The following is a 22,597-nucleotide window of genomic DNA, read 5'->3' on the forward strand; positions in this document are numbered from 1 at the left end:
CCTCTCTGATCGATCAGGCGTCGTAGTGCGGCGGTTCGCCGCCGTTTGCGGCAGATGTGTAGGCCGCCTCGACCACCGCCATCGTGCGGAAGACGTCCTCCACCGACGTGGGCAGCGAAGGGATCGAGCCCTCCAGGTAGCGCTGGACCACGCCCATCGAGCCGATGAACGCGTCGGGGAACCACGAGCCCTCGAACGGCACGGGCCGCCAGCCCTCCTCCAGGCGATCGTCGGTGACGAGCTCGAGCCGGTCCTCACCACCGCGCGGGTAGTCGAGCAACAGCCCGAGCTGCACGCGTACGGCGCCCTTCGTGCCCTCCCACTTGATGTAGCTCTCCTCGTACCGTTCACCGAAGTGGTGATCGTGATTCGTCGACACCACGACCCGCACCGGGCGGTCGCCGTACGTCAGGGCGATGTCGGAGCGGCTGTTGGCGTGGGTCTTCTCCGGGTGCCGGACGGTGACCGCGGACACCCCTGTCGGATCGCCCAGGAACGAGCGGATCAGGTCGAGGTAGTGGACGCTGTGCATGTTGATCTCGAGCCGGTCGAGCTCGAGGACGTACGGGAACATCTCCCACGGCGTACGGACCGAAACCCGGACCTCGAAGTCGTAGAGCTCGCCAATGATGCCGTCGGCAATCAGCTTCCGCGCGACCGCGACGTACGGCGCGAACCGCAGCTGGGTGTTGACCGCGGCGACGAGACCCTTGCGGCGACACACTTCGCGGGTGCGGATGCCCTCGGCGAGCTGATTGCCCAAGGGTTTCTGGAGCAGTACGGCGGCTCCGTCGGGCAGCTGCTCGAGGACGTCGACGTGCGCCTCGGGCGGGAGGGCGACGTCGTACACCGCGTTGTCCGGTGCGGCTGCGACGGCGGCAGCGACATCGTCGTACGCCTCCGGTATGCCGTACTTGTCCTTGAGGGCCTGTGCGCGGTCGAGCTGGAGGTCGGTGATGCTCGCGACGGGGAAACCGGCCTTGCTGTACGCGGGCAGGTGGGCGTCGCGGACGATGCCGCCGGCGCCGACGATCACGATCGGACGCGCGGTGGTCGGCGGGGTGAGCGTGTAGCCGGGGTGCAGAGAGAACTCCGGAAGGCCGGTCATCAGCCTTTCACCGCCCCGACGGTCTCGCCGCGGATGAGGAACCGCTGGGCGCCGAGGAAGACCGCGAGCAACGGCAGCATCGAGATGAACGTCGCCAGCGCCAGTTGCGGCATGTACAGCTTGACGTCCAGGCCGGCCGCGACGGTCGGGTTGAACAGCGGGCTCGCGCCGATCAGCTGCTGCAGCCCGATCGACACGGTCTGGTTCCTCTGGTTCGACGACAGCAGGGCCAACGGCAGGAAGAAGTTCGTCCAGTTCGCGACGAAGGCGAAGAACGCGACGAGTACGACGACCTGCTTGGAGATCCGCAGCCCGATCCACCAGAACACCGACACCTCCCCCAGGCCGTCCAGGCGGGCCGCCTCGACGAGTTCCTTCGGCATCGTGGTGAGGTAGTGGATGTAGGACAGGTACACGCCGAACGGGAAGAATCCCATGATCAGCGCCACCGGCCACAGCTGGCCGACCGCACCGACCGCGTTCACCTCGAGGAACAGCGGGATCACCAGCACGGTGTTCGGCATCACCATCGTGACCAAGGTGATCAGGAGCACCGCCCGGCGGGCACGGAACCGCAGCCGTGCCATCGCGTAGCCGGCCGGGAGCGCCGCGACGACGGCGAGGATCGCTCCCCCGGCCGCCACGACCAGCGAGTTCGTCAGCCAGCGGGTGAACAGGCCGCCGTCCGGGCCGAAGCCGTTGACCTGCGACCAGCTGTACCGGAGGTTGCTCCAGGCAATGTCCCCGAGGCCGAGGAACCCGCCGCTTCCGGCCTCGACGCCGTCGTTGGAGCGGAACGCCATCGCGACGAACCCGGCGATCGGCAACAGGAAGATCGCGGCGACGAACAGCATCGACACGACCCTGGCCAGCCTGCCGGGGCTCCAGCTCTCAATGCCAGTCACTTAGTTGTCCTCCTTGCCGAAGAGCCCGCTGCGGAACACGATCAGCAGTCCGATGCCGAGCGTGATCACGAGCAGGATCAGCGACATCGCCGCCGCGGCCGGGAAGCTGTAGTTGCTGAAGGCGAACGCGTACCCGAGCTGCGTCGGCGTCCACTGGTCGGGCAGCGCGTTGCTCGCCACCTGATCGAGGAGCTGCGGCTCGAGGAACAGCTGGAACCCGTACGCGAGGTTCATCAAGGCGGCGTACCCGATCCACGGCCGGATGATCGGGAGCTTGACGTGCCACGCGAGCTGCCATGCGCTCGCGCCGTCCAGGGCGGCCGCCTCGAAGATGTCCTCGGAGATGCCGTTCAGTCCGCCGTTGACCACGACGATCCAGGAGCCGACGCCTTGGAAGAACATCATCGCGGTGAGGATGAACGGCAGCTGCCCGGGTGCCGCGACCGCCTGTTTGATCGTGTCGACACCGATCGCGTGCCAGAAGCCCTCGATCGGCGACTGTCCGGGGTTCAGCAGGTACACCCACAGGACGAAGTTGGCGATACCGGCCAGCGCGCCGGGGATGTAGTAGACGAACCGCATCGCCGAACCGAACCGGCCCGGGCTGGCGTGGATCAGCAGTGCGAGGCCGACGATGCCGACCATCATGATGGGCAGCCAGATCACCAGCGTCGCGAGCACGTTCTGGAACGTGTCGATGAACCGGTAGTCGGTGAACACCGTCCTGAAGCTCGCGACGCCGCCGAACCCGGTGCTCGGGTCCAGCGGTGTCGGCGGCTTCTCCAGCGCGGTCTTGATCGCGTACCCCACCGGCACGATGCCGCCGATGAGCAACAGGACGACGTACGGCGACAACAGGATCCAGGCGCCGCGCGTCTCACTCGGCCGGGACGCCTTCGCCCGGGATCGCTGGGGCTTCGGCACCGGCACACTGCTACTGCGCTTGTCGACCGTCGCGGTCGTCATGCGGAACTCCTGCTCTGCTGGACTGCTTACTTGCCTGCTTACTTGGCGGTGTAGCCCATGGCCTTCGCCTGCTTGAGAAGTTCGTCGTTGAACCCGGTCCAGGCCTGGTCAACGCTCTTGCCCGAGGCCAGGCCGGCCGCCATCGTCTCGGTCCACACGCTGCCCGTGTTGTAGAGCAGGTACGAGTGCTCCGGCTGGACGTACGCGTTGGCGCCCTTCATCGCGGCGAAGGTCCCCGCGTTGTCGGCGAAGTACTTCTGCTCGGACTGCTTCGCGATCCACGCATCCTGGACCGGCCCGTACGCCGGAAGACCGGTGGACAGCTCGACCTGCCACTTGGGGTCGGTGGCAACGAACTTCGCGAAGGTGAGCGTGTTCTCGAGCTGCTTGCCGGTGATGTGCCGCGAGAAGCCCCACAGTCCGCCGCCCTCGTTGCCGGTGGCCGGCTTGTCCTCGCCCTTCCAGGTCAACGGCGCGACGCCCGTCATCTGACCGGCGGGGATCTTCCAGGACTGACGGAACAGGTAGTCGCCCCACCAGGCGGCGCCAGGGCTCATGACCAGGTCCTTGCCGACCTTGGCGGCATCCGCGTCGAAGATCCCGACGGTCGAAACCGCCTTCGCCTGAACGAGTTTCGCGAGCAACTCCTTGGCTCGCACGCACTTCTGGTCGGTCAGGTCGAGGTGGACCTCGGTCTCGGACATGCGGGCGTTCGTCGGGCAGCCGGAGGCCCACAGGTACCGGTCGGGTGCATAGGCATCGCCGGTGAAGCCGCTGAGCTTGCCCGGATGCTCCTTCGCTATGCGCACCGCGAGGTCGCCGTACTCCTCCCAGGTCTTGGGGACCTGGTACCCGTTCTGGGTGAAGAACGCCTTGTTGTACCAGAAGATGTCGGGCGCGGCGTCGTTGCGCAGACAGCGGATCTTGCCGTCGATCTTGCACGGCGCGATCACGGCGTCCTCGTACCCCTTGATCACGTCCGGGACGAGGTCGGTGAGGTCTGCCGTGAAGTTGACCTGTGCACCCGCCGCCCAGGCGATGTCGTCGTTGGACGGGAAGAAGATCGCGTCCGGCCACCCCTTGCCGGCCTGGTTGAACTGCGCGAACTGCTGCTGCAGCGACTTGCCGCCGACCGTCCCGTCGATCTGGTTCAGCGTCACCTTGATCTCGGGATGCGCCTTCTGAAACGCCTTGGCAGCAGGCACTCGCGGAGGATCCACCCAGACCGTGATCGCCCCGCCGGAGTCGGTCTGCTTGACATCCGCGCCCGCCCCACCGCCCGACGAACCACACGCAGCCAGCAAGCCCATCGCACACGCAGCAGCCGCAACTGCCGCAGTGCGCACTGCCCGGGGACGTACTCCGGGTGACTTCATGAAAGAACTCCATCTGCTCAAACGTTAGAGCAGAAACGCTAAACCGCAGACCCCAAAGTGGTCAATCGTTTGCGCACGGACTTTTGCACACGTTTGCATAAGTCCGCGGGCACGCTGGAACTGACGGCGGTCAGGCGTTGCGGGGTGGGGCGGTGGACTCGCGGATGACCAGTTCCGGGGGTGGGTCGGTGATGACCTCGTCGGAGGTTTCGCCGGTCTCGATGCGGCGGATGACACTGCGTACGGCGGCGCGCCCAACCGTGTAGAACTGCATCTTCACCGCAGTCAGCGGCGGCCAAGTATTCTCGGCGGTCCAGGAGTCGTGGACGGTGACGACGGAGAGGTCTTCCGGGACGCGGATCCCTGCCTTGCGCGCCTCCCCCAGCAGGCCGACGGCGGCGTTGACGTTCGCCACCACGATGCCGGTCGGCTTCGGGTCGAGCGCCATCAACCGGTGCAGCGCCGTACGGCCGTTGTCGACGGTGTAGCCGATCCTGGTCTCGTACTCCTTCGGCACCCGCAGGCCGGCCGTGGCGAGCGCCAGCTTGTACCCAGTACGCCGGCGTTTCGCGGTGAACGACCGGGGAAGCCCGTTGGCGAACGCGATCCGCTCGTGCCCGAGCTCGAGCAGATGCTGCGTCGCGATCAACGTGCCGTGATGGTCGTCGAGGGTGACCGAGCCGACGTGACCTGGGTACGAGGAGTTCACGAGCACGATCGGCGCCTGTGTGGTGATCAGGTCGCGCAGCCCCGCGGGTTGCACCGCGTCGCCGACCTGGAGCGCCATACCGTCGACCCGGCCTTCGCCGATCAGGCGCGCGATGACCTCGCCACCTGGTCGTACGTCGTCCGAGCGGCCGAGCAGAACCGTGTACCCGCGCTCGGTGGCCTCATCCTCGGCGCCGTGCATGAGTTCGGTGAACAGCGCGTTGGTGATGTCGGGGACGACCAGACCGACGACCTGCGTACGCGCGGACTTGAGCGCGCGGCCCGCGAAGTTGGGGCGGTAGTTCAGCTCCCGCGCCGCGTCGACGATCCGCTCGCGAGTCGCCGCACTCACCCGCGAGTCCGGCGCATCACTGAGCACCCGGGACACAGCAGAAATCGAGACGCCGGCACGCGCGGCGACGTCTCCCAGGGTGGCCATGCCGCCCACCCTACTGACGCCCCCGGCCAGAGCGCTCGGCGAGTGGGTCGGCGCCGTCGCGTAGCCGACCCTGGGCTCCAAGACGTGGTGCGGCTCGTTGATTGTGGAGTACGGCGCCGTCGATGCGGATCGGGCTCCGCGTGGTCGTCAACCGGAGCGACTCACCGCCTGGTTCGGCCGGCGGACGCTCCACTGTCTGGGTCATCTCGATCGCCGCGAACTCCGGCGACGCGATCAGCTCGTCGAGCGTTCGCAACGGCGCACACTCGATCCCAGCCGCACCAAGAACCTCGAGCCAGTACGCAGTACGACCCGCCAAGAGCCGCTCCGCAACCCAGCTCTCGCTCCCTGCACGCCCATCCGCCGGTCCACCGCTCGCCCGAGCACCCGTACCCGCATCAGCTGCGGGAACGGAGACGGAGTTGTTGGTGAGGGCTCGCATTAGGTTGCTGAGGGAGCTTGGGGCGATGGCTAGGTAACCGTCGGCTGTTCGGTGGAGGGAGTGTGGAGTGACGGTGGGGTCGAGTGCCGACGAGGTGCGTGGGTTGTTGAGGTGGTCGGTGAGGACGGTGGACTGTAGGTCGAGCATGCCTTCGAGGAGGCTTGTCTCGATCAGTCCACCGTGGCCGGTGCGTAGCTTGCGGACAAGCAGGGCCGTCACGCCCTCGGCGAGGTGACAGCTCAACAGGTGGTCGGCCAGCGAGAGACCCACTGTGACAGGGCGATCGCCCCCGTTCACCCACGTGAGACCCGAGACGGATTGCGCGAGCAGGTCCTGGCCCGGGCGGCTCGCCCACGGTCCGTCGGCGCCGTACCCGGACGCGGCCGCGTACACGAGTCCTGGATTCAGCGCCCGCGCTGACTCGTAGTCCAGGCCAAGTCGCTCCATCACGCCTGGCCGGAAGTTGTGGATCAGGACGTCGGCGCGCGCGACGAGGCTCTTGACCTGCTCGAGCTCGCCGGGGTCCTTGAGGTCGGCAACGACCGCCTCCTTGTTCCGGTTCATGGCATGGAACGAGACTGTGTCCTCGTCCGCCCACCGGCCCGCGAATGCGAGCGTCCGACCGATCTCGCCGGTCACCGGCCGCTCGATCTTGATCACCCGCGCCCCGAGATCAGCCAGCCGCAGCGCAGCAACCGGACCCGCCAGGAACTGGCTGAAGTCCAGCACCACAACTCCCGCCAACGGAAGCTCCGCCGCCTGCATCCATCCCCCCGCTCGCACGTCACCGAACTGCTCAATCGTTTGCGCAACAATAGGCCAGCCACCACCCCAGGAGCAACCAATGTCAGCTGTGAAGCGGGAGAAGAATGCGGTGGGACGAGCGGATCGCGCCCCGGCGCCCGCGGTCCCGCCTGGTGAACGGGGCCGATGGCAACGAACCCACCGAGACGTAAGGTCCCGAGCATGGACCGTCAGTTGATCGCGCCGACCGTGCAGCTTCACGAGCGTTGGCTGAAGGCGCACGCGGAATGGGGTGAAGGGCTCCACGAGGACGGGTTCGGGCTCGCGGCCTCCGACGAGGTCGAGTCACCCGAAGGATTCGCAGCCTGGATCGCCCGCCTCACGGCCGAGTCGGACCGCGGCACACTGCGCTGGATCCTCGCGGACGGGCAGATGCTCGGGCTCGCGCGCGACCGGGGCATGGAGCGGGTGATGGTCGTCTGTCTTGCCGGCAATGCCGCGTCCGCGCGGACGATCGAGCACAACGGCGGGGTGCTCGCCGAGGTACGGCGTACTGGCGACCACCCGGTGCATCAGTACTGGATAGATCTCGGGGGTAAGTAGGCGGGCACGCTGCGTTGTTTGTTGGCGACACACGGTGTAGGGCGTCGGGAAAGGGCTAGCTTTCGGGTGGGGTTTCGGGCGTAGGGTCTGCACAGGGATGTTTCGTTCGAGGGGGGACAGACTGTGAGCGAGAGCACTACCGAGTACCCCGACAACATCGATGCCGCGGTGCTGAAGATCGCCGGCGTCGTGGTGCTGGGCGCGATCATGTCGATTCTCGACATCACCGTGGTGAACGTCGCGCTGCCGACCTTCCAGGACGAGTTCGGCACGCCCGAGAGTCCGATCGCGTATTCGCACGTCGCCTGGACGGTGACGGCGTACACGCTCGCGCTGGCGACCGTGATCCCGCTGACCGGCTGGGCCGCCGACCGGTTCGGCACCAAGCGGCTGTACATGATGGCGATCTTCCTGTTCACCGCCGGGTCCGCGCTGTGTGCGACCGCGACGAGCATCGACATGCTGATCGGCTTCCGGGTCCTGCAGGGCCTCGGCGGCGGCATGCTGATGCCGCTCGGTATGACGATCATGACGCGAGCGGCCGGCCCGCACCGGATGGGCCGGCTGATGGCCATCCTCGGCGTACCGATGCTGCTCGGACCGATCCTCGGCCCGATCCTGGGCGGCTGGCTGATCCAGGTGGCGAGCTGGCACTGGATCTTCCTGATCAACGTGCCGCTCGGCGTGATCGCGCTCGTCTACGCCTGGTTCGCGCTGGCCAAGGACACGGCGCACCGCACCGAGTCGCTCGACCTCCTCGGCGTCGCACTGATGTCGCCGGGCCTGGCGTTGTTCCTGTTCGGCGTCTCGTCACTGCCCGCCGAGGGCGGTGACTTCGGAGCGCCGCGGGTCTGGGTCTCGATCCTGATCGGCGTCGCACTGATGGGGACGTTCGTCTGGCACTCGTTCCGGCCGCGGCACCCGCTGCTCGATCTCCGGCTGTTCCGCGACCGCAACCTCACGATCTCGATCATCACTATGTTCCTGTTCGCGGCCGCGTTCTTCGGCGGGCTGCTGCTGGTGCCGACGTACTTCCAGCAGATCCGCGGCGAGTCCACGCTGCACGCCGGCCTCCTGGTCGCGCCGCAGGGGCTCGGCGCGATGGTGACGATGCCGATCGCGGGCCGGCTGGTCGACAAGGTACCGGTGGGCCGGATCGTGCCCTTCGGAATCGCGGCGATCGTGATCGGCATGTTCGGGCTGACCCAGATCACCGCGACCACGCCGTACATCGCGATCATCGCGATGCTGGTCGTGATGGGCTTCGGGATGGGCGGCACGATGATGCCGCTGTTCACGACGGCGCTGCGGACGCTCTCCGGGCCCCAGGTCGCGCGCGGCTCGACACTGCTCAACATCAGCCAGCAGATCGCGTCGTCGGTCGGTGTCGCGACGATGTCGGTGATCCTCACCAACCAGCTCAACGACTCGCCGATCATCCCCGGCACGCAGCAGATCCCGGGGCTCGGCGAGGGCCTGCGCGAGACCCAGGCGGCGATCATCTCCAACACGCGCCCGGAGAGCCTCGCCGCGCTGCATCTGGACCCGGCGGCTATCGGGCGCGGGCTGGTGGACGCCGCGAGCTCGTTCTCGCACACGTACTGGGTGGCATGGTCGCTGGTCCTCCTCACCTTGGTGCCGGCGCTGATGCTGCCCCGCAAACGCGAGGTGACGCACCTCGTCGACGAGACGGTGATCGACTGACCGGCAAGGAGATCGCGCGGATTGTCGGAGTGCTTGGGTAGTGTCCTGGCGTGGACATTGGGGAGCGCATCCAGGAACTTGCCGATCGCATCGTCGTACTGCGTGACGCCTACTACCGCGGCACGCCGACAGTCGCCGACGCGGAGTACGACGCGATCGAGGACGAGCTGCGGACGCTCGTCGAGGCCAACCCGGAGCTCACCCCCGACCCGAACCCGTTGGAGCAGGTCGGCGCGCCGGCGGTCCTCCACGCACCGATCCGGCACTCGCGCCCGATGCTGTCGCTGGAGAAGGCGACCCGCCCGGAGCAGGTGGAGGCCTTCTTCGGCCGCTTCCCCGGCCAGTCGGTGGTCGTCATGCCGAAGCTGGACGGCCTGTCGCTGGCGCTCGTCTACGAGAACGGTCGCCTCGCCCGCGCGATCACCCGTGGGGACGGGACGACCGGCGACGACGTGACGCCGCTCGTGCGTGCCCTGGCGGACGGCGTCCCCGACCGTCTCGACGTACCGGACCGGGTCGAGGTCCGCGGTGAGGCCGTCATGTTGCGTTCCACGTTCGCCGCCTACAACGCCGCGCACCCGGACAAGCCGCTCATCAACCCGCGCAACGCCGCTGCCGGGACGCTGCGCGCCAAGGATCCCGCCACCGTCGCCGAGCGGCGCCTGCAGTTCCTGGCTTTCGATCTGCTCAGCGACCAGGCCGAGGCTGATCTCGAGCGCGCGCTACAGACGATGGGCTTCACGGTCGCCGACATGCGGCACTGCGACAACGCCGCCGCGGCGCAGGCGGTGATCTCCACGATCGAGCAGCAACGCAACGACCTGGATTACGACCTCGACGGCGCCGTACTGCGGCTTGCCGATCGGGACGCTTTCGCTGCCGCCGGCACGCGGTCGAGCTCGCCGCGTGGTGCGCTGGCGTTCAAGTTCGCCGCCGAGGAGAAGACCACGGTGCTCGCCGACGTGGTCTGGGACGTCGGCAAGACCGGCAAGATCGCCCCGGTCGCCTGGCTCGAGCCCGTGTTCGTCGGCGGTACGACGGTCACTCGCGCGACCCTCGCGAACCAGGAGGTGATCAAGGCCCGCGGCATCAAGATCGGCGACACGGTCCTGGTACGCCGGGCCGGTGATGTGATCCCGTTCGTGGCCGGCGTACTCGATGCGTCGAAGCGCACCGGACAGGAACGCGACATCGTGCCGCCGAGCAAGTGCCCGTCCTGCGAGCAACCGCTGACCGAGCAGGGCAACAGCCGTGAACTGTTCTGCACCAATGTCGCATGCCCGGCCCAGACCGTACGGCGGCTGATCCACTGGGCGTCCCGCGCCGCGGCCGACATCGACGCGATCGGCGGAGTCTGGATCGAGCGCCTGGCCGAGGCGGGGATCCTGGAGAACCCGTCGGACTTCTACAAGCTGACGGCCGAGGGACTGCTCGAGTTCGACCGCATCGGCGAGGTCTCGGCCGCCAGGATGATCGAATCGATCAACGCGAGCCGGCAGGTCGGTCTGCGCCGTGCACTGATCGGCCTCGCGATCCCGATGGCGTCCGAAGGGACTGCGGCCAGGTTGTGCCGGGCCGGCTTCACCTCGCTGGAAGCTGTCGCCGACGCGGGCGAGGACGGTCTGGTCGCCGTCGAGGACATCGGCCCGAAGGTCGCCGCCTCACTGATCGAACACCTGACCCGCCTCAGGCCCGAGCTCGAGCGATTGCGGGCAGCCGGCGTCTCGCTCGACGTACGCGAGGAAGACCTCCCGCCGGTCGTGGCGGCCGGCGCACCGCTGGCCGGGAAGACAGTCGTCGTCACCGGCTCCATCAGCGACCCCCGTTCCGGAGAGAAGGTCGCGAGGCCGGCCTTCCAACGCCTGTGCGAGAAGGCCGGCGCGACCATCGCGTCGTCGGTCTCGGCCAGCACGGACCTGCTCATCACCGGGGCCGATGTCGGCGCGTCCAAACTGACCAAGGCCGAGAAGCTCGGCGTCGCGGTCGTCGACCAGTCCGAGATCTGGCAGCAACTCCGATCGGCCGGACTGAAATGATCGAGCGCGACCTGCAACTGGCCGACGGCCGCGCGCTGCACAGTTACGACGCCGGAGGCGACGGCTTCCCGGTGCTGTGGAACCACGGGACGCCGAACGTCGGCGCGCCGCCGGAGCCGCTGTTCGCCGCGGCCGATCGGCTGGGACTGCGCTGGGTGTCGTTCGATCGGCCGGGGTACGGCGGGTCGACGGTGCAACGCGGGCGGACAGTCGCCTCGGTCGCCGGGGATGCGGCCGCGGTGGCGGACTCGCTCGGGATCGAGCAGTTCGCGGTCGCGGGGTACTCCGGTGGCGGAACGTTCGCGCTAGGCACCGCAGCTGCGCTTGGCGAACGTGTCCGCGCGGTCGTCACGCTGGCGGCGATCGCGCCGTACGGCGTCGACGGTCTGGCCTGGTACGACGGGATGGTGCCGTCCTCGATCGCGGCACTGGGCACCGCGGCCGCCGGGGCCGACGTGCGCGAGGCGCTGCACAACTCGGGGTTCGACTACGACGCGGGATTCACGGCCGAGGACCTGGCGATGTTCGACGGTCCATGGGGATGGCTGGGGAAGGTCGCCGGTCCGGGGCTCGACGCCGGTCCGTACGGGCAGATCGACGACGACGCGTCCTACACCCGTCCGTGGGGTTGCGGGGTCGAAGCGATCACGGCGCCGGTCCTGCTGTTGCACGGTACGGCGGACCGCATCATCCCGGTGGACCACGGCCGCCGGCTGGCCGCGCACTGCCCGACCGCGACGCTGCGGGTGTGCGAAGGCGCGAGTCACTTCACGATCGTCGAGCACGCCGAGTCGGGCCTCGACTGGCTCGCGGAGGTCCTCGGATGAGCACCGGCAAGGACGGCGAGCTGACGGGGTTCCAGGAGCAGGCGCCGTACGACGAATCCATCGACCTCCGCACCGACTTCGTGATGGTCTACGGGCTCAACGACACGACACCGCAGCGGATCGCGCGCTGGCGTGCGGCCGGATATCGCGTGCACCTGATGACCGGGATCTCCTGGGGTACCTATCAGGACTATCTCGACGGGCGATGGGACGGCTCCCGCCATTGGGACGACGCGCAGACGGCGGGTGACGGGTCGCCGATCCTGCACGGTGAGAGCACCGACATCCCGTACATGGTCCCGACGTTCACCTTCACCGAGTACCTGGTGCAGAAGCTCCGCCCGATCATCGAGCTCGGTGTCGAAGGCATCCATCTCGAGGAGCCTGAGTTCTGGGCGCGCGCCGGCTACTCGGAGTCGTTCAAGCGCGAGTGGCAGGCGTTCTTCAAGGAGCCGTGGCAGGCTCCGCACAGCACTCCCGAGGCGCATTTCCGCTCCGGGCAGCTCAAGCAGCACCTGCTCTCCCGCAGCCTCGACCGCGTCACCTCGGTGCTCCGCGACGAGGCTCTGCAGCAAGGTCGGCAGGTGCGCTTCTACGTGCCGACGCACAGCCTCCTGAACTACACGCAGTGGCAGATCATCAGCCCCGAATCGCGTCTGCGGACACTGCCGTCGATCGACGGCGCGATCGCGCAGGTGTGGACCGGCACGTCCCGGACGCCGAACGTGTACGCCGGGAAGGTCGCCGAGCGCACCTTCGAGACGGCGTACCTGGAATACGGCATCGCGCAGGACCTCACCCGCGGCACGGACCGGCGGATGTGGTTCCTGCACGACCCGATCGAGGACCACCCGGACCGCACCTGGGAGGACTACCTGGCCAACTGGCAGCGCACGCTCATCGCATCGCTGCTGCACCCGGGCGTCGCGCGCTACGAGGTGGCACCGTGGCCGAACCGCATCTTCAACCGCCCGTACCTGCGCGAAGGATCCACCGAACGGGAACTCATCCCTCCGGACACCGCCACCAGCTACCTGATCGCGATGAACAGCCTGCGCGACCTCGACCAGCCCGACGTGCGGTGGGCTCACGAAGGCCCACGGATCGGGATCGCGCTCTCGGACACCGCCATGTTCCAGCGCTGGTCGCCCGGTGGGGAGAGTGGACACTACGACGGCCTGCAGGACGCCCTGGCGCTAGAGGGCCGCGAGCAACTGCACTTCTCCGACTTCTACGGCTTGGCGCTGCCGCCGCTGTACGACGGGCAGCGGGTCTGTCCGGTTCAACTCGAGAACGTCATCGACACGCCCGATGCGCTGGACGATGTCGACGTACTCGTCCTCAGCTACGAGTTCCAGAAACCCCTTGCCCCGGGCATCCATTACGCCCTGGCCGGGTGGGTCAATCGCGGCGGGAGTCTGCTGTACGTCGGCGACGACGCGGACCCGTACCACGAGATCCGCTCCTGGTGGACCGGCCGGTACGAAACCTGCGCGGACCATCTGGCCGAGGCTCTTGGGGCCGACCGGAAGCAGGACGGCGTACAGGCGGTCGGTCAGGGTCGGGTGCGGTTTCTTCCGTCTCGTCCGGCCGACTTCACCGAGTCACCTGAGCGCGCCGCCGAGCTGGTCGCGGCGATCCGGGAGCTGGCCGGTCGCCCCTGGGAGTCGACCAACTGGTTGTCGGTGCAGCGCGGTCCATATCTCGTCGGCGCCGTACTGGAGGAGAGCGGCGGCTCACATGTTGTCGAGGGCACCTATCTCGATCTGCTCGATCCGCGGCTGGGCATCGTCCGGCATCGCTCGTTGGGCCCGGGCGAGTTGACGTGGCTCCGCGACCTCACCTACGACGAGGAGCCCCTACTCGGGTCGGCCGGCCGAGTCGTGGACTGGCAGCAAGATCAGACCAGGATCGCCTTCTCCTGCGAGGCACCACTTGGCGTGCAGGTCACAACAGCTCTACGCGTGCCGAGCGAGCCATCCTCCGTCGACGGCGCCGAGCTCCGGTACGACCCGGAGCTCGGCGTCGCGTGGCTGCACCATCCCGGCGTGCCTGCCGGGACCCACATCGAAATCAGCTTCTGATCGTGTCACATGGTGTGGCGTAGGACGACTGTTGCGTGGGTGGTGCCGTGGGGTAGGTGGATGGTGCCGGCGGATTCGTTGACGGTTGCGCCCTTTGCTGCGACGTACGCGATGTTGTTGCGGAGGGCCGGGAGTTCGAGGCTGTAGCCGGTAGGGGTTGTGGTGTTGCCCGTGAGTTGGAGGGTCACGGTCTTGCCCGCTGTGGTGAGCTGGTAGCCGAGGCGGCCGCCGTTCGTGACCGGGTAGCTGTTGAGACCGATCTTCTGCCGGGTGCGGATCCACTCGTTCGGGACACCGCGCCCGATGATCACCGTGCCGTCGGACTTCTCCGCGATCAGCGAGTCGAACAGGACCTTCGTCGCGGTCGACTGACCCCACATGTGCTGGTTCGAACCGCCACCGCCACGCGCGTGGTCGATGTTCCACGGCGAGTCGGCGCTCGGGTAGTCGACGCCTTCCCACCAGCCGAACGGCCCGCTCATCGTCTTGTCGATCATGTACTGGTACGACTTGATCCCCAGATCGCGGTATTCCTCGCCCCGCAACGCGGCGCTCCCGTAGCCGGCGTTGTACGCGCTCGAGAAGTACCCGTGCGGGTACCCGCCGAAGTTGTAGATCGTGTCCGAGATGTCCTTGCGCCGCTCGAACCCGTGCGTGTACGTGTCGTCGATCTTGTCGAACATCGTCCCGCTCTGCGCGGCGCCGAACAGGTACCCGTCCCAGGCCCAGCGCCCGAACAGGAACATCGAGGCCCAGTTCGCGTCCCGCGGATCCTTGCGCGGACCGGTCTCGTTCGGTTCGACCATCGAGATCGGGATGTAGTCCAGGCCGTACTGCTTCATCGTCTGCTCGATACGGGCGGTCGCGACCTTCAGCAGGTCGTCGTACTCCGCCTTCGCCCACGCCGCCTCCGCGGTCTCTCCGAGTGCCGTGGCGAGATAGCGGTACGTCGTGAGCCCGGTCAGTGCGGACCAGTTGTCGATCGTCCAGTACCCGTGGGAGTCGATCGCGTCGGTCTGCTTGATGATCCCGGTGCCGCCGTCGATCCGCTCGGTCTCGATCGTGTGCGTGTTCTTCTTGATCGTCTCGAACCGGCTGCGGATGAACTCCTTGTCGCCGGTGCGCTGCAGGTACAGGGCGTACGGCCAGCTGTACTTCCACTTCGCGTCGTCGTACTGCAGTTGTGCCGGCAGCGTCGACAGGTAGTCGCGCGCGTAGGTGAAGTCGCCGATCGTCAGCAGGGTCGACACGATGCCGATCGTGTCGTGGTCGAACATCTCGTCGTACCCGTTCTCGCCGACGTGCAGTTCCTTCGCGCCGTTGATGTCGTCACGGATGATCAGCGTATAGATGTAACCGGCCTTGTAGGCGTTGATCAGCCGCTTGTCCGGCAGGTCGGTGATGTTCGCGATTGCCGACAGCCGGTTGTTCCAGTACTGGCGCATGTGGCCGTAGTGCTGGTCGAACCCGCCGAGCTGTTGCAGCTGGACCGCGGTCGGCCAGTCGTACGTGCCACCGAACCGATCGGCAGCCACTGCATAGTCGCGTACGACGGTCTGCCCGGCGCCGATTGTGGTGGCTGCTTGGTTCAGGGGCGTCAGCAGGTTCGAAACCCGCGGCAGCCGGGCCGGTGCGGACGTGGTGTTGGTGACCGTCGTCCGCGAGTACGCGACCTCGAACCGGTTGCCGCCGACAACGACCAGGTCGGCGAAGTTCTCGATCTTGATCGCGAGCCCGTCCTTCGCGTACTCGCTGACGAACGCCGGCAGGTACCCCTCGGCGTTCGACCACTTCATCTTGCCCGGCACGTTCGGCACCCCGAACGTGATCATCGCGTCCCCCCGGCTGCGCAGCCGGTAACTGCCGTCGATGAAGGCGATCGGCGCGTTCAGATCACCCTCCCAACCAAAGGACGACGTCAGTCCCGGGTTGGTCACAAAGCTGTACTGCGCGTTCGCCGCAGACGACTGCGCCTCGTCGAAGGCGGCCTTGAGGAAGGTGTACGCCAGTCTCAGCTCGTCCTGCTGCGCGCCGCCGTCCGCGAGAGTCGCCGTCGCGGCCGTGATCTCGTTGTCCAGTTGACGTTGCGCGGACGCGCTGGCGGCGTACACGTCTGCCGACGCCGCCTCGTCGAGCGTGTTCTGGATCAGCTGCCGGTAGTTGCTTGCCACTGCTACTCCCGCCAACGTGACGTTGCCGGAGGCATGCGTCTTGCGGGTCAGCTGCGCGCTGATCCGGGCGGAGTCACCGGGTCCGAGGTTCAGCTCGAAGAGCCGGGTGACCGACGGATCGGTGCTGACCAGATCTGTGTTCACGAAGGCCAGCGTTCCGTTGACGTAGACCGAGATCTTCGCCGAGGCACGCCATACGCCGGAAACGAAGCGCAGCGTACGACGATCCGCTGCCGCCGGGACCGTGAGGTCGTACCCGTACGGATCGGTGAGGTCGACGTCGGTGTTCGCGCCGTCGGCGAAGAAGATCCCGCCGTGACGGGTGGCCGGCTGAGACGCGGTCGGCGTGCCGTTCGTCCACGAATAGCTCACCGGGTTGTCGTTCTGCGCGCCGATTGCGCCGCCCGCCTGCCGGTTCGCGACTGCGAGCCGCGGCGTCGAATCCGGTACGCCGGCGCGACGGTTGACCGTCGATCCGTCCAGGTGCATCCAATCGTCGACTCCCTCGGCCGTCAGGTTCATCGCGACCGGTGCCGCGGTCGCCGTCAGACCGGACGACAACGTCGAGAGCGCCGCAGCCGACAGCGAGAGGTTGCCGGCCGCCTGGAGTTTGCTCGCGAATCTGCCCGTCACGACGACGCCCTCGCCCGCGCGGATCGTCACGGTGTAGCGCTTGGCGGCCGCCGTACCACTCGCGTTGATCTGCGTGGTGTACGCCGTACCGCTGCCGTCAACCGCCGCGACCGTGACGGCTCCGGTGGCCTGCCAGATCCCACCCACGAACACCAGGCGTCGTGGCGAGTCCGCGGCCGGGACGGTGATCCGATAACCGGCATCGTGAGCCGTCGTGTCGCCAACGGTCGTCGTGTCGTAGTTGAACACACCTCCGGTGGTGATCCCCGAGGCCGCTGCGACCCCCGTGGCCGCTCCGTCCGACCACCCGAACGAGATCGGGCTGTCGTCGAGCGTGGTGCGGCCGCCGTCGGGATTCAGGTCGTCGACCGCGATCGCCTGCGGTACACCGGCCTTGCGGTCGATCCCCGTACCGGTGACGTGGACCCAGTCCAGGTCGCCGTACGACGTCAGATCCATCGCACCGCCGACTCCGCGACCGCTCGGGAGGTTCTCGACGTTCACGACGAACGGATCGGCGGGCGGCGCGGCCGCGGGTGCGGCCGGGGCGGAGATCACTGCGGTGACCACGAGCGCTGCGGCGCCTAGCACCGCTAGCAGTCTGGTTCCGTGCCTCATCTTGGGTCCCTTCAGGAGGTACGCGTGCGTGGTCCGGGCAGGCTCGATCCGCGGACGACGAGTTCAGGTTCGAGCAGGACGTGTTGCGGCTGGCGGGGATCGCCGGCCATCAGGTTGTCGATGGCGTGGATCAGTTGCCGGCCGACCTCGTCGATCGGCTGGCGCAAGGTGGTCAGTCCGGGACTCACCAGGGCTGCGGTCGGCGAGTCGTCGTACCCGGTGATCGCGACGTCGACTCCGGGCCGCAGGCCTCTTTCGTGGAGCGCCCGCATGACACCGAGCGCGAGCGTGTCGGACGCACAGACCAGCGCAGTCGCGGGACGCGAGGCATCGAGCATGCGGTGTGCGGCCTGGCAGCCGGCTTCGAGAGAGTCCACGACCGCGGCCTGCAGATCGGTCTCGAGTTCCCGCTCGCGGCAGGCGTCGAGCCAGCCTTCGCGACGGTCCTGACCGAGCTCGGACTCCGCGAGCCAGCCGATGTGGCCGATCCTGGTGTGCCCTTGCGCCGCCACGTGGTCGGTCGCGGCACGAGTGCCGGCGCGGCCGTCGACGTCGACCCACGCGAGGCTGTCGTCGCCGTCCCAGGAACGGCCGAACGAGGCGAACGGCACACCCCAGGAACGCAGCGCGGCGACCCGGTCGTCGTTGCGATGCGTCTCGGCCAGCACGAACGCATCGATCGAGGTCTTCTTCAGCAGGTCCCGGTACGCCTTGATCTCGCCGGCCGGGCCGTCCTCGGCATGACACAGGATCAGGTGGTATCCGGCCTCGACGGCGGCTGCGTTCAGCACGTACAGGAAATCGTCCATGAGGAGCGACGCCTTGTCCGGGCGGGACGGGCGCATCTTGAAGGCGATCAGCGACGAACTCCGATTGCGCAGCGCGCGAGCGCTCAGATTCGGCTCGTAGCCCAGCTCCTCGACCACGGCCAGGATCCGCTCCCGGGTCTCGGGCGCGAGCCGATCGGGATTGTTGAGCGCATTCGACACCGACTGCGCCGACACCCCCGCCCGCTGCGCCACCTGCGCCAGCGTCACATGCCCATGCGGAACAGGCCCCCGACTCGTGTGCTGCGGCACCGCTCGCCTCCCGCCAGATATTAACGTTAAAAACAGTCCCTGCAAGCTACTGAGTCATCCCATACGCCGTCAAGACCTGAACCCCAGTCACAACTTTTAACGCTAATCCCACCCCAATCCCACCCGGTTTGACCGAGGACCCACGCTCGGACGTTGAGCGATAGGCCATTCAGAACCTGGAAGGCACCAGCGAACGACTCCCCCGGTGAGCCAGACCGTGCTGCGGCGGCCAGCCGGTGCGGGCGTTGCCCGCGCAGCACACGACGCCGCGGGTGGCGGAGCAGCCGGGCGAACAGGCGGGCCGGAGCTGGTGGACCCCGGCTGACCGCGGGCGGCCATCCGGTCCAGAGGGCTCGCGCCGCGGCGAGCGCTGGGGCGGTTGGTCGGTGTGCCGTGGCGGTTTTGGCGGCGGTGTAGATCCCGGGCGGGCTGCCGTTCGGCGAGCGGTAGGTGTGCGGTAGGTGTGCGGTAGGCGTGCCGGCATGCCTGGAAGTGTCCGTGGGCCGGTGTAGGACGGTGACGGATGACGGCGTTTACCGAGGAGGACACCATGCGTTGGGCCGAGATCGAATCCCGTGAGCCGCGTCTGGTCGAGTTGGGGCACCGACGGCTGCTAAATCCGGGAGTTGTCCTCGTCGCCACGATCCGGCGCGACGGCACGCCGCGGCTGAGCCCGGTCGAGCCGTATGTGATGGACGGTGATCTCTGGCTGTCCATGATGTGGGGGTCGACCAAGGCACGTGACCTGCTGCGCGACCCGCGGATCCTCGTACACAGTGTGATCACGAACCGCGATGGCGGCGAGGGCGAGTACAAGGTGCGCGGCCGCGCCGAGACGACTGACGACGCCGCGATTCAGCGTCGGTACGCGGACGGGGTGGCAGACGCCCTCGGCTGGCGTCCCGTGCCCGGGCGGTTCCATCTGTTCGCGGTCGATGTCACTGACATCACCGTCATCCGTTACGACGATGCCACGGGTGATCAATTTGTCGCCCGTTGGCCGGACGGGCGTGAGTTTGTCCGACGCGGGACTTCGGCGACTTCGGTAGGCGAGCCCGAGACCTACCAGGATCTCCTGCGGCCGTCACCGGCGTGACGCGGCACCATCGCAGTCTGGTGGAGGATGCCGCCATCTGCCGATGGCGCCCGGCTGCTGATGGTGAAGGCGGACGGGTCCGTACTAAGCGTCGGATGCGTCGGGTCACATGCGGGATCTTCTCGAGTCGACACAACCCGGGATGATCGAGCAGTCGACGTTCCACCTCCGGTAACCGCCACGCCCCGAACTCGGACCACGGGATCTGCCGCCACCAAGCGACCGCCGCCGTCAGGCCGCCCTGCACCACTCGGCTGATCAGGAACTACGGCTGGAGTACTAGGCGGTGGCTGCCGTACGTTGCGCCTCATCGGCGGGCACTCGACCTCGACGCGGCAAGGCCTCATGGATCGACTCGGTGGGTGCCGGTTGGGTCGACGTGGAAGGTGAAGCCGTGGGGTGTGGTCCATTCGAGTGTCTTGTGGTCGATGCGGTGGACGGTCCAGCCGCGGGCGTGGGTTTTCACCCGGTGGCCGAAGCGGCTGAGCGGTGCAAGGTTTGTGGTGCTGGTTTGTTTGGTGGGTCCGTGGGGGTCGTAGGGCTCGATGTGGTCGAGGTCGATGGTGTTGGTGGTTTCGCGGGTGCCGTAGGGGAAGACTTCGACGGGGTGGATGAGTTTGACGCGTTCGCGGATGCGGGTGGGAATTTCGTAGGCGTCGACGCCCACCGCGTCGTTCAGGTCGATGACCGGCTTCACTGTGTACGGGCCGTAGCCGATGAGTTCGGTCAGTTGGGCGGCGAGCAGCGGCCCGATGGTTTCGGCCCGCAGTACACCGCTACCGGTGGCCAACGTGTGATCGGTCAGATGCACGATCACCTCGGTCTGCCCCGGACGCACCTGCCCCACGCGTGCCCGTCCCGCCCGCACCGGCACCTGCACCGGACGCACCTGTCCCTTGGCCCCGCCGCCCGGTGGTGCCGGCACGCCCGGTCGCGTCAACTCATCTGAGCTGCCTGGGTCATCCGGGCTACCCGGGTCGCGGGGACTGCCCGGATCGCGCGGACTGCCCGGGTCGCGGGGACTGTCTGGGTCAGGTGAGCTGCCCGGCTGGGCAGGAGCGCCTGGGTTGCGGGGGCTATCCGGATGGGCTGTGGCGCCCGGGTCAGGCTTGTCGTTCTGGGCCTTGGGGTTGGCGGGATGGGTGCAGTAGGTCGGGTTGATGTACGCGTCTTGCTTGATTTGGGCGAGTCGGGCGCGGAGTACCCGCAGGGCGGCAGGGTCCATTGCCGAGCCCTGGTCGGGTTCGGTTCGTGGGTGGGCGGGACTGGATGGTGTTCGCCGGTCGTACGGGTCGGTTGGTGGGTCGGGGTCGTAGGGCGCTGCGGCTTCCAGCCACGGATCGTCCGGCGGACCCAGAGGCTCCACCAACTCACGCGCTCCTTGCAGTTCAACCGAGTCCGGCCATTCGAGCGGCGCCTGCCGGCCGACCGAGGCGGGCAACTCAACCGGGTCGAGTGACTTCAGCGAGTCTGCTGACTTCAGCGGGTCCGCTGCCTTAAGCAGGTCTGCTGGCTTGAGCAGGTCTGCTGGCTTATGTGGGTCCGCTGGCTTGAGCAGGTCTGCTGGCTTGAGCAGGTCTGCTGGCTTGAGCAGGTCTGCTGGCTTGACCGGGTCCGGCAGGCGTCGGGAGCCGGGAAGCGGCAGGCCGCGGGGGCTGGCGTGCGTCACATCCCCGCCGTGTTCGCTAATCGGCGCCATCTCATCGCCCGGCACCACGGCATCGCCCGGCAGCACCACGTCGTCCAGCGGTGTCGCGTCGTTCGGCATCCCGTCGTTCTGCACCACAGGGTCGTTCCGCACCACTGGGTCATGCGGCGTCACTGGGTCCTGCACCGCCGCGTTGTCCTGCACCGCCGCGTTGTCCTGCACCACGGCATCGTGCGGCACCACGGCGTCGCGCGATGCCGCCGCGTCATTCGGCACTGTCCCGTCGTTCGGGACCGTTGCGTCGCTCGGTGCGGCTGGGTTGTTCGGTGCGGGTGGGTTGTGGGGTTGGTTGTTGGTGGCTGGCCGGGGTTGCGGGGAGGCGGCAGTGGTTGCCGGGTGGACTGGCGGGGGCGGGTTGGGTTGGTGGCGGGCTTGTTCGAGGAGTTCTTGGGTGAAGGCGGGGTCGGAGAGGATGTCGATGGCGTCGGCGCGGCGGTGCTGGACGGGGCGCATGTCGCCGAACTTTTTCAGTGCTTGGGCGATGTCGGTGATGGTGGCGTTGCAGCGGTTGACGGCTGCGGCGGGGGCTTTGATGTAGAGGGTTTTGTTGCCGTGGCCGTCGCTGCGGCCGACGTAGACGCCGCGGTCGTCGGCGGCCTCGGCGGCGTCGGCGGCGGCTCGGGCGGGGTCGGCGTGGTTGCGGGCGGCGCGGACGATCTTTTCCAGCCGGTACGGGGAGAGGGTGTCGATGATCGCGGCGACCTTGCGGTCGACGTATTCCGCGGCGGCGTGGTCGAGGCTCATGCAGGCCCGGGCGATTTGGCGGGCTTTCCAGGGGGTGGCTTCGCCGGCCTGGATGCGGGTCCAGGTGCGGGGGAAGCGGTGGCGTAGGGCGAGGGCGTCGGCGAGCAGGTCGCGGCCGACGCCGGGTGAGACCCCGAGGACGACGGCGAACTCGGCGATCGCGAACTCGGCGATTTCTGGGCAGCCGTCACCGCCGAGGATCACGGCGCGTTCGCGGCCGTCGTAGGCGCGGCGGGTGGGGCGGGGCTCGCAGGTCGAGGGGTGGAAGCGGTCGGCGTAGATCTGGGCGCATTCCAGCAGCCGCGCGTCGGCCCGGCTGGCGATGGCGCGGCAGTCGGCGGCCTGCTCTAGCAGGTCGCGGGTGGCGAGCGACTCCAGATCTTCCTCGAACATGCGTTCGATTCTACGCTGGATGAAGCGGGCCGGGCAAGTTGACGGCGACCCGGTTTTCCCTTATCCACAAGGGGAAACGTCACATGACCGACGCAGCACGAAACGTGTAGACGGGGGCGGGTCGGTTCATGGCGGGCAGGCGGGTCATGGAGCGGTTCGATCCAGCCAACGAGGTTCTGCGGGACCGCAATGGGCGGGCACGTGTGGATGGGG

The 22,597-nt window shown here is 67.8% G+C and carries 15 protein-coding genes; 6 read left to right on the top strand and 9 right to left on the bottom strand.

The window, feature by feature from the left end:
* Positions 1-13: 13 nt before the first annotated feature.
* The 6 genes from EV651_RS21035 to EV651_RS21060 form a co-directional block, all read right to left on the bottom strand.
* Entirely contained in the window at positions 14-1,108 is a 1,095-nt protein-coding gene (locus tag EV651_RS21035; RefSeq protein ID WP_133786919.1) for a Gfo/Idh/MocA family protein, read from the bottom strand.
* The gene (locus EV651_RS21040; protein WP_202870435.1) at positions 1,108-2,013 is read right to left on the bottom strand and encodes a carbohydrate ABC transporter permease; all 906 of its coding nucleotides are present in this window, start codon (positions 2,011-2,013) and stop codon (positions 1,108-1,110) included. The genes EV651_RS21035 and EV651_RS21040 overlap by 1 nt, the downstream gene beginning before the upstream one ends.
* Positions 2,014-2,979, bottom strand: a complete 966-nt coding sequence (locus EV651_RS21045; RefSeq protein ID WP_133786920.1) for a carbohydrate ABC transporter permease — start codon at positions 2,977-2,979, stop codon at positions 2,014-2,016.
* Positions 2,980-3,017: 38 nt separating this feature from the next.
* Entirely contained in the window at positions 3,018-4,355 is a 1,338-nt protein-coding gene (locus EV651_RS21050; protein ID WP_133786921.1) for an ABC transporter substrate-binding protein, read from the bottom strand.
* Between the two features lie 130 nt (positions 4,356-4,485).
* Positions 4,486-5,502 carry a LacI family DNA-binding transcriptional regulator gene (locus tag EV651_RS21055; protein ID WP_133786922.1) on the bottom strand — a complete coding sequence of 339 codons (1,017 nt, stop codon included), beginning with the start codon at positions 5,500-5,502 and terminating at the stop codon, positions 4,486-4,488.
* 10 nt (positions 5,503-5,512) lie between these two features.
* Positions 5,513-6,688: a CaiB/BaiF CoA-transferase family protein gene (locus EV651_RS21060; protein WP_238157094.1), complete on the bottom strand. Its 1,176-nt coding sequence runs from the start codon at positions 6,686-6,688 to the stop codon at positions 5,513-5,515.
* Positions 6,689-6,910: 222 nt separating this feature from the next.
* On the opposite strand from EV651_RS21060, the gene EV651_RS21065 reads away from it, so the two are divergent.
* The 5 genes from EV651_RS21065 (at position 6,911) to EV651_RS21085 (ending at position 13,942) form a co-directional block, all read left to right on the top strand.
* Complete coding sequence (locus tag EV651_RS21065; protein WP_133786924.1) at positions 6,911-7,291, top strand: GNAT family N-acetyltransferase; 381 nt, start codon at positions 6,911-6,913, stop codon at positions 7,289-7,291.
* A 123-nt stretch (positions 7,292-7,414) separates the two neighbouring features.
* Complete coding sequence (locus EV651_RS21070) at positions 7,415-8,995, top strand: DHA2 family efflux MFS transporter permease subunit (protein ID WP_133786925.1); 1,581 nt, start codon at positions 7,415-7,417, stop codon at positions 8,993-8,995.
* Between the two features lie 50 nt (positions 8,996-9,045).
* Positions 9,046-11,031 carry an NAD-dependent DNA ligase LigA gene (gene ligA, locus EV651_RS21075; protein WP_133786926.1) on the top strand — a complete coding sequence of 662 codons (1,986 nt, stop codon included), beginning with the start codon at positions 9,046-9,048 and terminating at the stop codon, positions 11,029-11,031.
* On the top strand, positions 11,028-11,858 hold the full coding sequence (locus EV651_RS21080) for an alpha/beta fold hydrolase (protein ID WP_133786927.1): 831 nt from the start codon (positions 11,028-11,030) through the stop codon (positions 11,856-11,858). The genes ligA and EV651_RS21080 overlap by 4 nt, the downstream gene beginning before the upstream one ends.
* Positions 11,855-13,942 (top strand): hypothetical protein, encoded by a 2,088-nt coding sequence (locus EV651_RS21085; protein ID WP_133786928.1) that lies wholly within the window; start codon positions 11,855-11,857, stop codon positions 13,940-13,942. Before EV651_RS21080 ends, EV651_RS21085 begins: the two co-directional genes overlap by 4 nt.
* A 5-nt stretch (positions 13,943-13,947) precedes the next feature.
* Here EV651_RS21085 and EV651_RS21090 read toward each other — a convergent pair whose 3' ends face one another.
* Positions 13,948-17,364 (bottom strand): sugar-binding protein, encoded by a 3,417-nt coding sequence (locus EV651_RS21090; RefSeq protein ID WP_133786929.1) that lies wholly within the window; start codon positions 17,362-17,364, stop codon positions 13,948-13,950.
* Positions 17,365-17,375: 11 nt separating this feature from the next.
* Complete coding sequence (locus EV651_RS21095; RefSeq protein ID WP_166658688.1) at positions 17,376-18,386, bottom strand: LacI family DNA-binding transcriptional regulator; 1,011 nt, start codon at positions 18,384-18,386, stop codon at positions 17,376-17,378.
* 607 nt (positions 18,387-18,993) lie between these two features.
* Here EV651_RS21095 and EV651_RS21100 point away from each other — a divergent pair.
* Positions 18,994-19,539, top strand: coding sequence for a pyridoxamine 5'-phosphate oxidase family protein (locus tag EV651_RS21100; protein ID WP_166658689.1), 546 nt, complete (start codon positions 18,994-18,996; stop codon positions 19,537-19,539).
* Positions 19,540-19,882: 343 nt separating this feature from the next.
* Here EV651_RS21100 and EV651_RS21105 read toward each other — a convergent pair whose 3' ends face one another.
* On the bottom strand, positions 19,883-22,384 hold the full coding sequence (locus EV651_RS21105; RefSeq protein ID WP_133786932.1) for a DUF222 domain-containing protein: 2,502 nt from the start codon (positions 22,382-22,384) through the stop codon (positions 19,883-19,885).
* Positions 22,385-22,597 lie beyond the last annotated feature (213 nt).

Source organism: Kribbella sp. VKM Ac-2571, from assembly GCF_004362255.1.
Classification (GTDB): Bacteria; Actinomycetota; Actinomycetes; order Propionibacteriales; family Kribbellaceae; genus Kribbella; species Kribbella pratensis.

What these genes read in the sequence shown, in the direction of transcription:
- EV651_RS21035 (WP_133786919.1), bottom strand. Translation starts at nt 1,108, where the DNA reads ATGACCGGCCTTCCGGAGTTCTCTCTGCACCCCGGCTACACGCTCACC.
- EV651_RS21045 (WP_133786920.1), bottom strand. Translation starts at nt 2,979, where the DNA reads ATGACGACCGCGACGGTCGACAAGCGCAGTAGCAGTGTGCCGGTGCCG.
- EV651_RS21050 (WP_133786921.1), bottom strand. Translation starts at nt 4,355, where the DNA reads ATGAAGTCACCCGGAGTACGTCCCCGGGCAGTGCGCACTGCGGCAGTT.
- EV651_RS21055 (WP_133786922.1), bottom strand. Translation starts at nt 5,502, where the DNA reads ATGGCCACCCTGGGAGACGTCGCCGCGCGTGCCGGCGTCTCGATTTCT.
- EV651_RS21065 (WP_133786924.1), top strand. Translation starts at nt 6,911, where the DNA reads ATGGACCGTCAGTTGATCGCGCCGACCGTGCAGCTTCACGAGCGTTGG.
- EV651_RS21080 (WP_133786927.1), top strand. Translation starts at nt 11,028, where the DNA reads ATGATCGAGCGCGACCTGCAACTGGCCGACGGCCGCGCGCTGCACAGT.
- EV651_RS21085 (WP_133786928.1), top strand. Translation starts at nt 11,855, where the DNA reads ATGAGCACCGGCAAGGACGGCGAGCTGACGGGGTTCCAGGAGCAGGCG.
- EV651_RS21090 (WP_133786929.1), bottom strand. Translation starts at nt 17,364, where the DNA reads ATGAGGCACGGAACCAGACTGCTAGCGGTGCTAGGCGCCGCAGCGCTC.
- EV651_RS21100 (WP_166658689.1), top strand. Translation starts at nt 18,994, where the DNA reads ATGCGTTGGGCCGAGATCGAATCCCGTGAGCCGCGTCTGGTCGAGTTG.
- EV651_RS21105 (WP_133786932.1), bottom strand. Translation starts at nt 22,384, where the DNA reads ATGTTCGAGGAAGATCTGGAGTCGCTCGCCACCCGCGACCTGCTAGAG.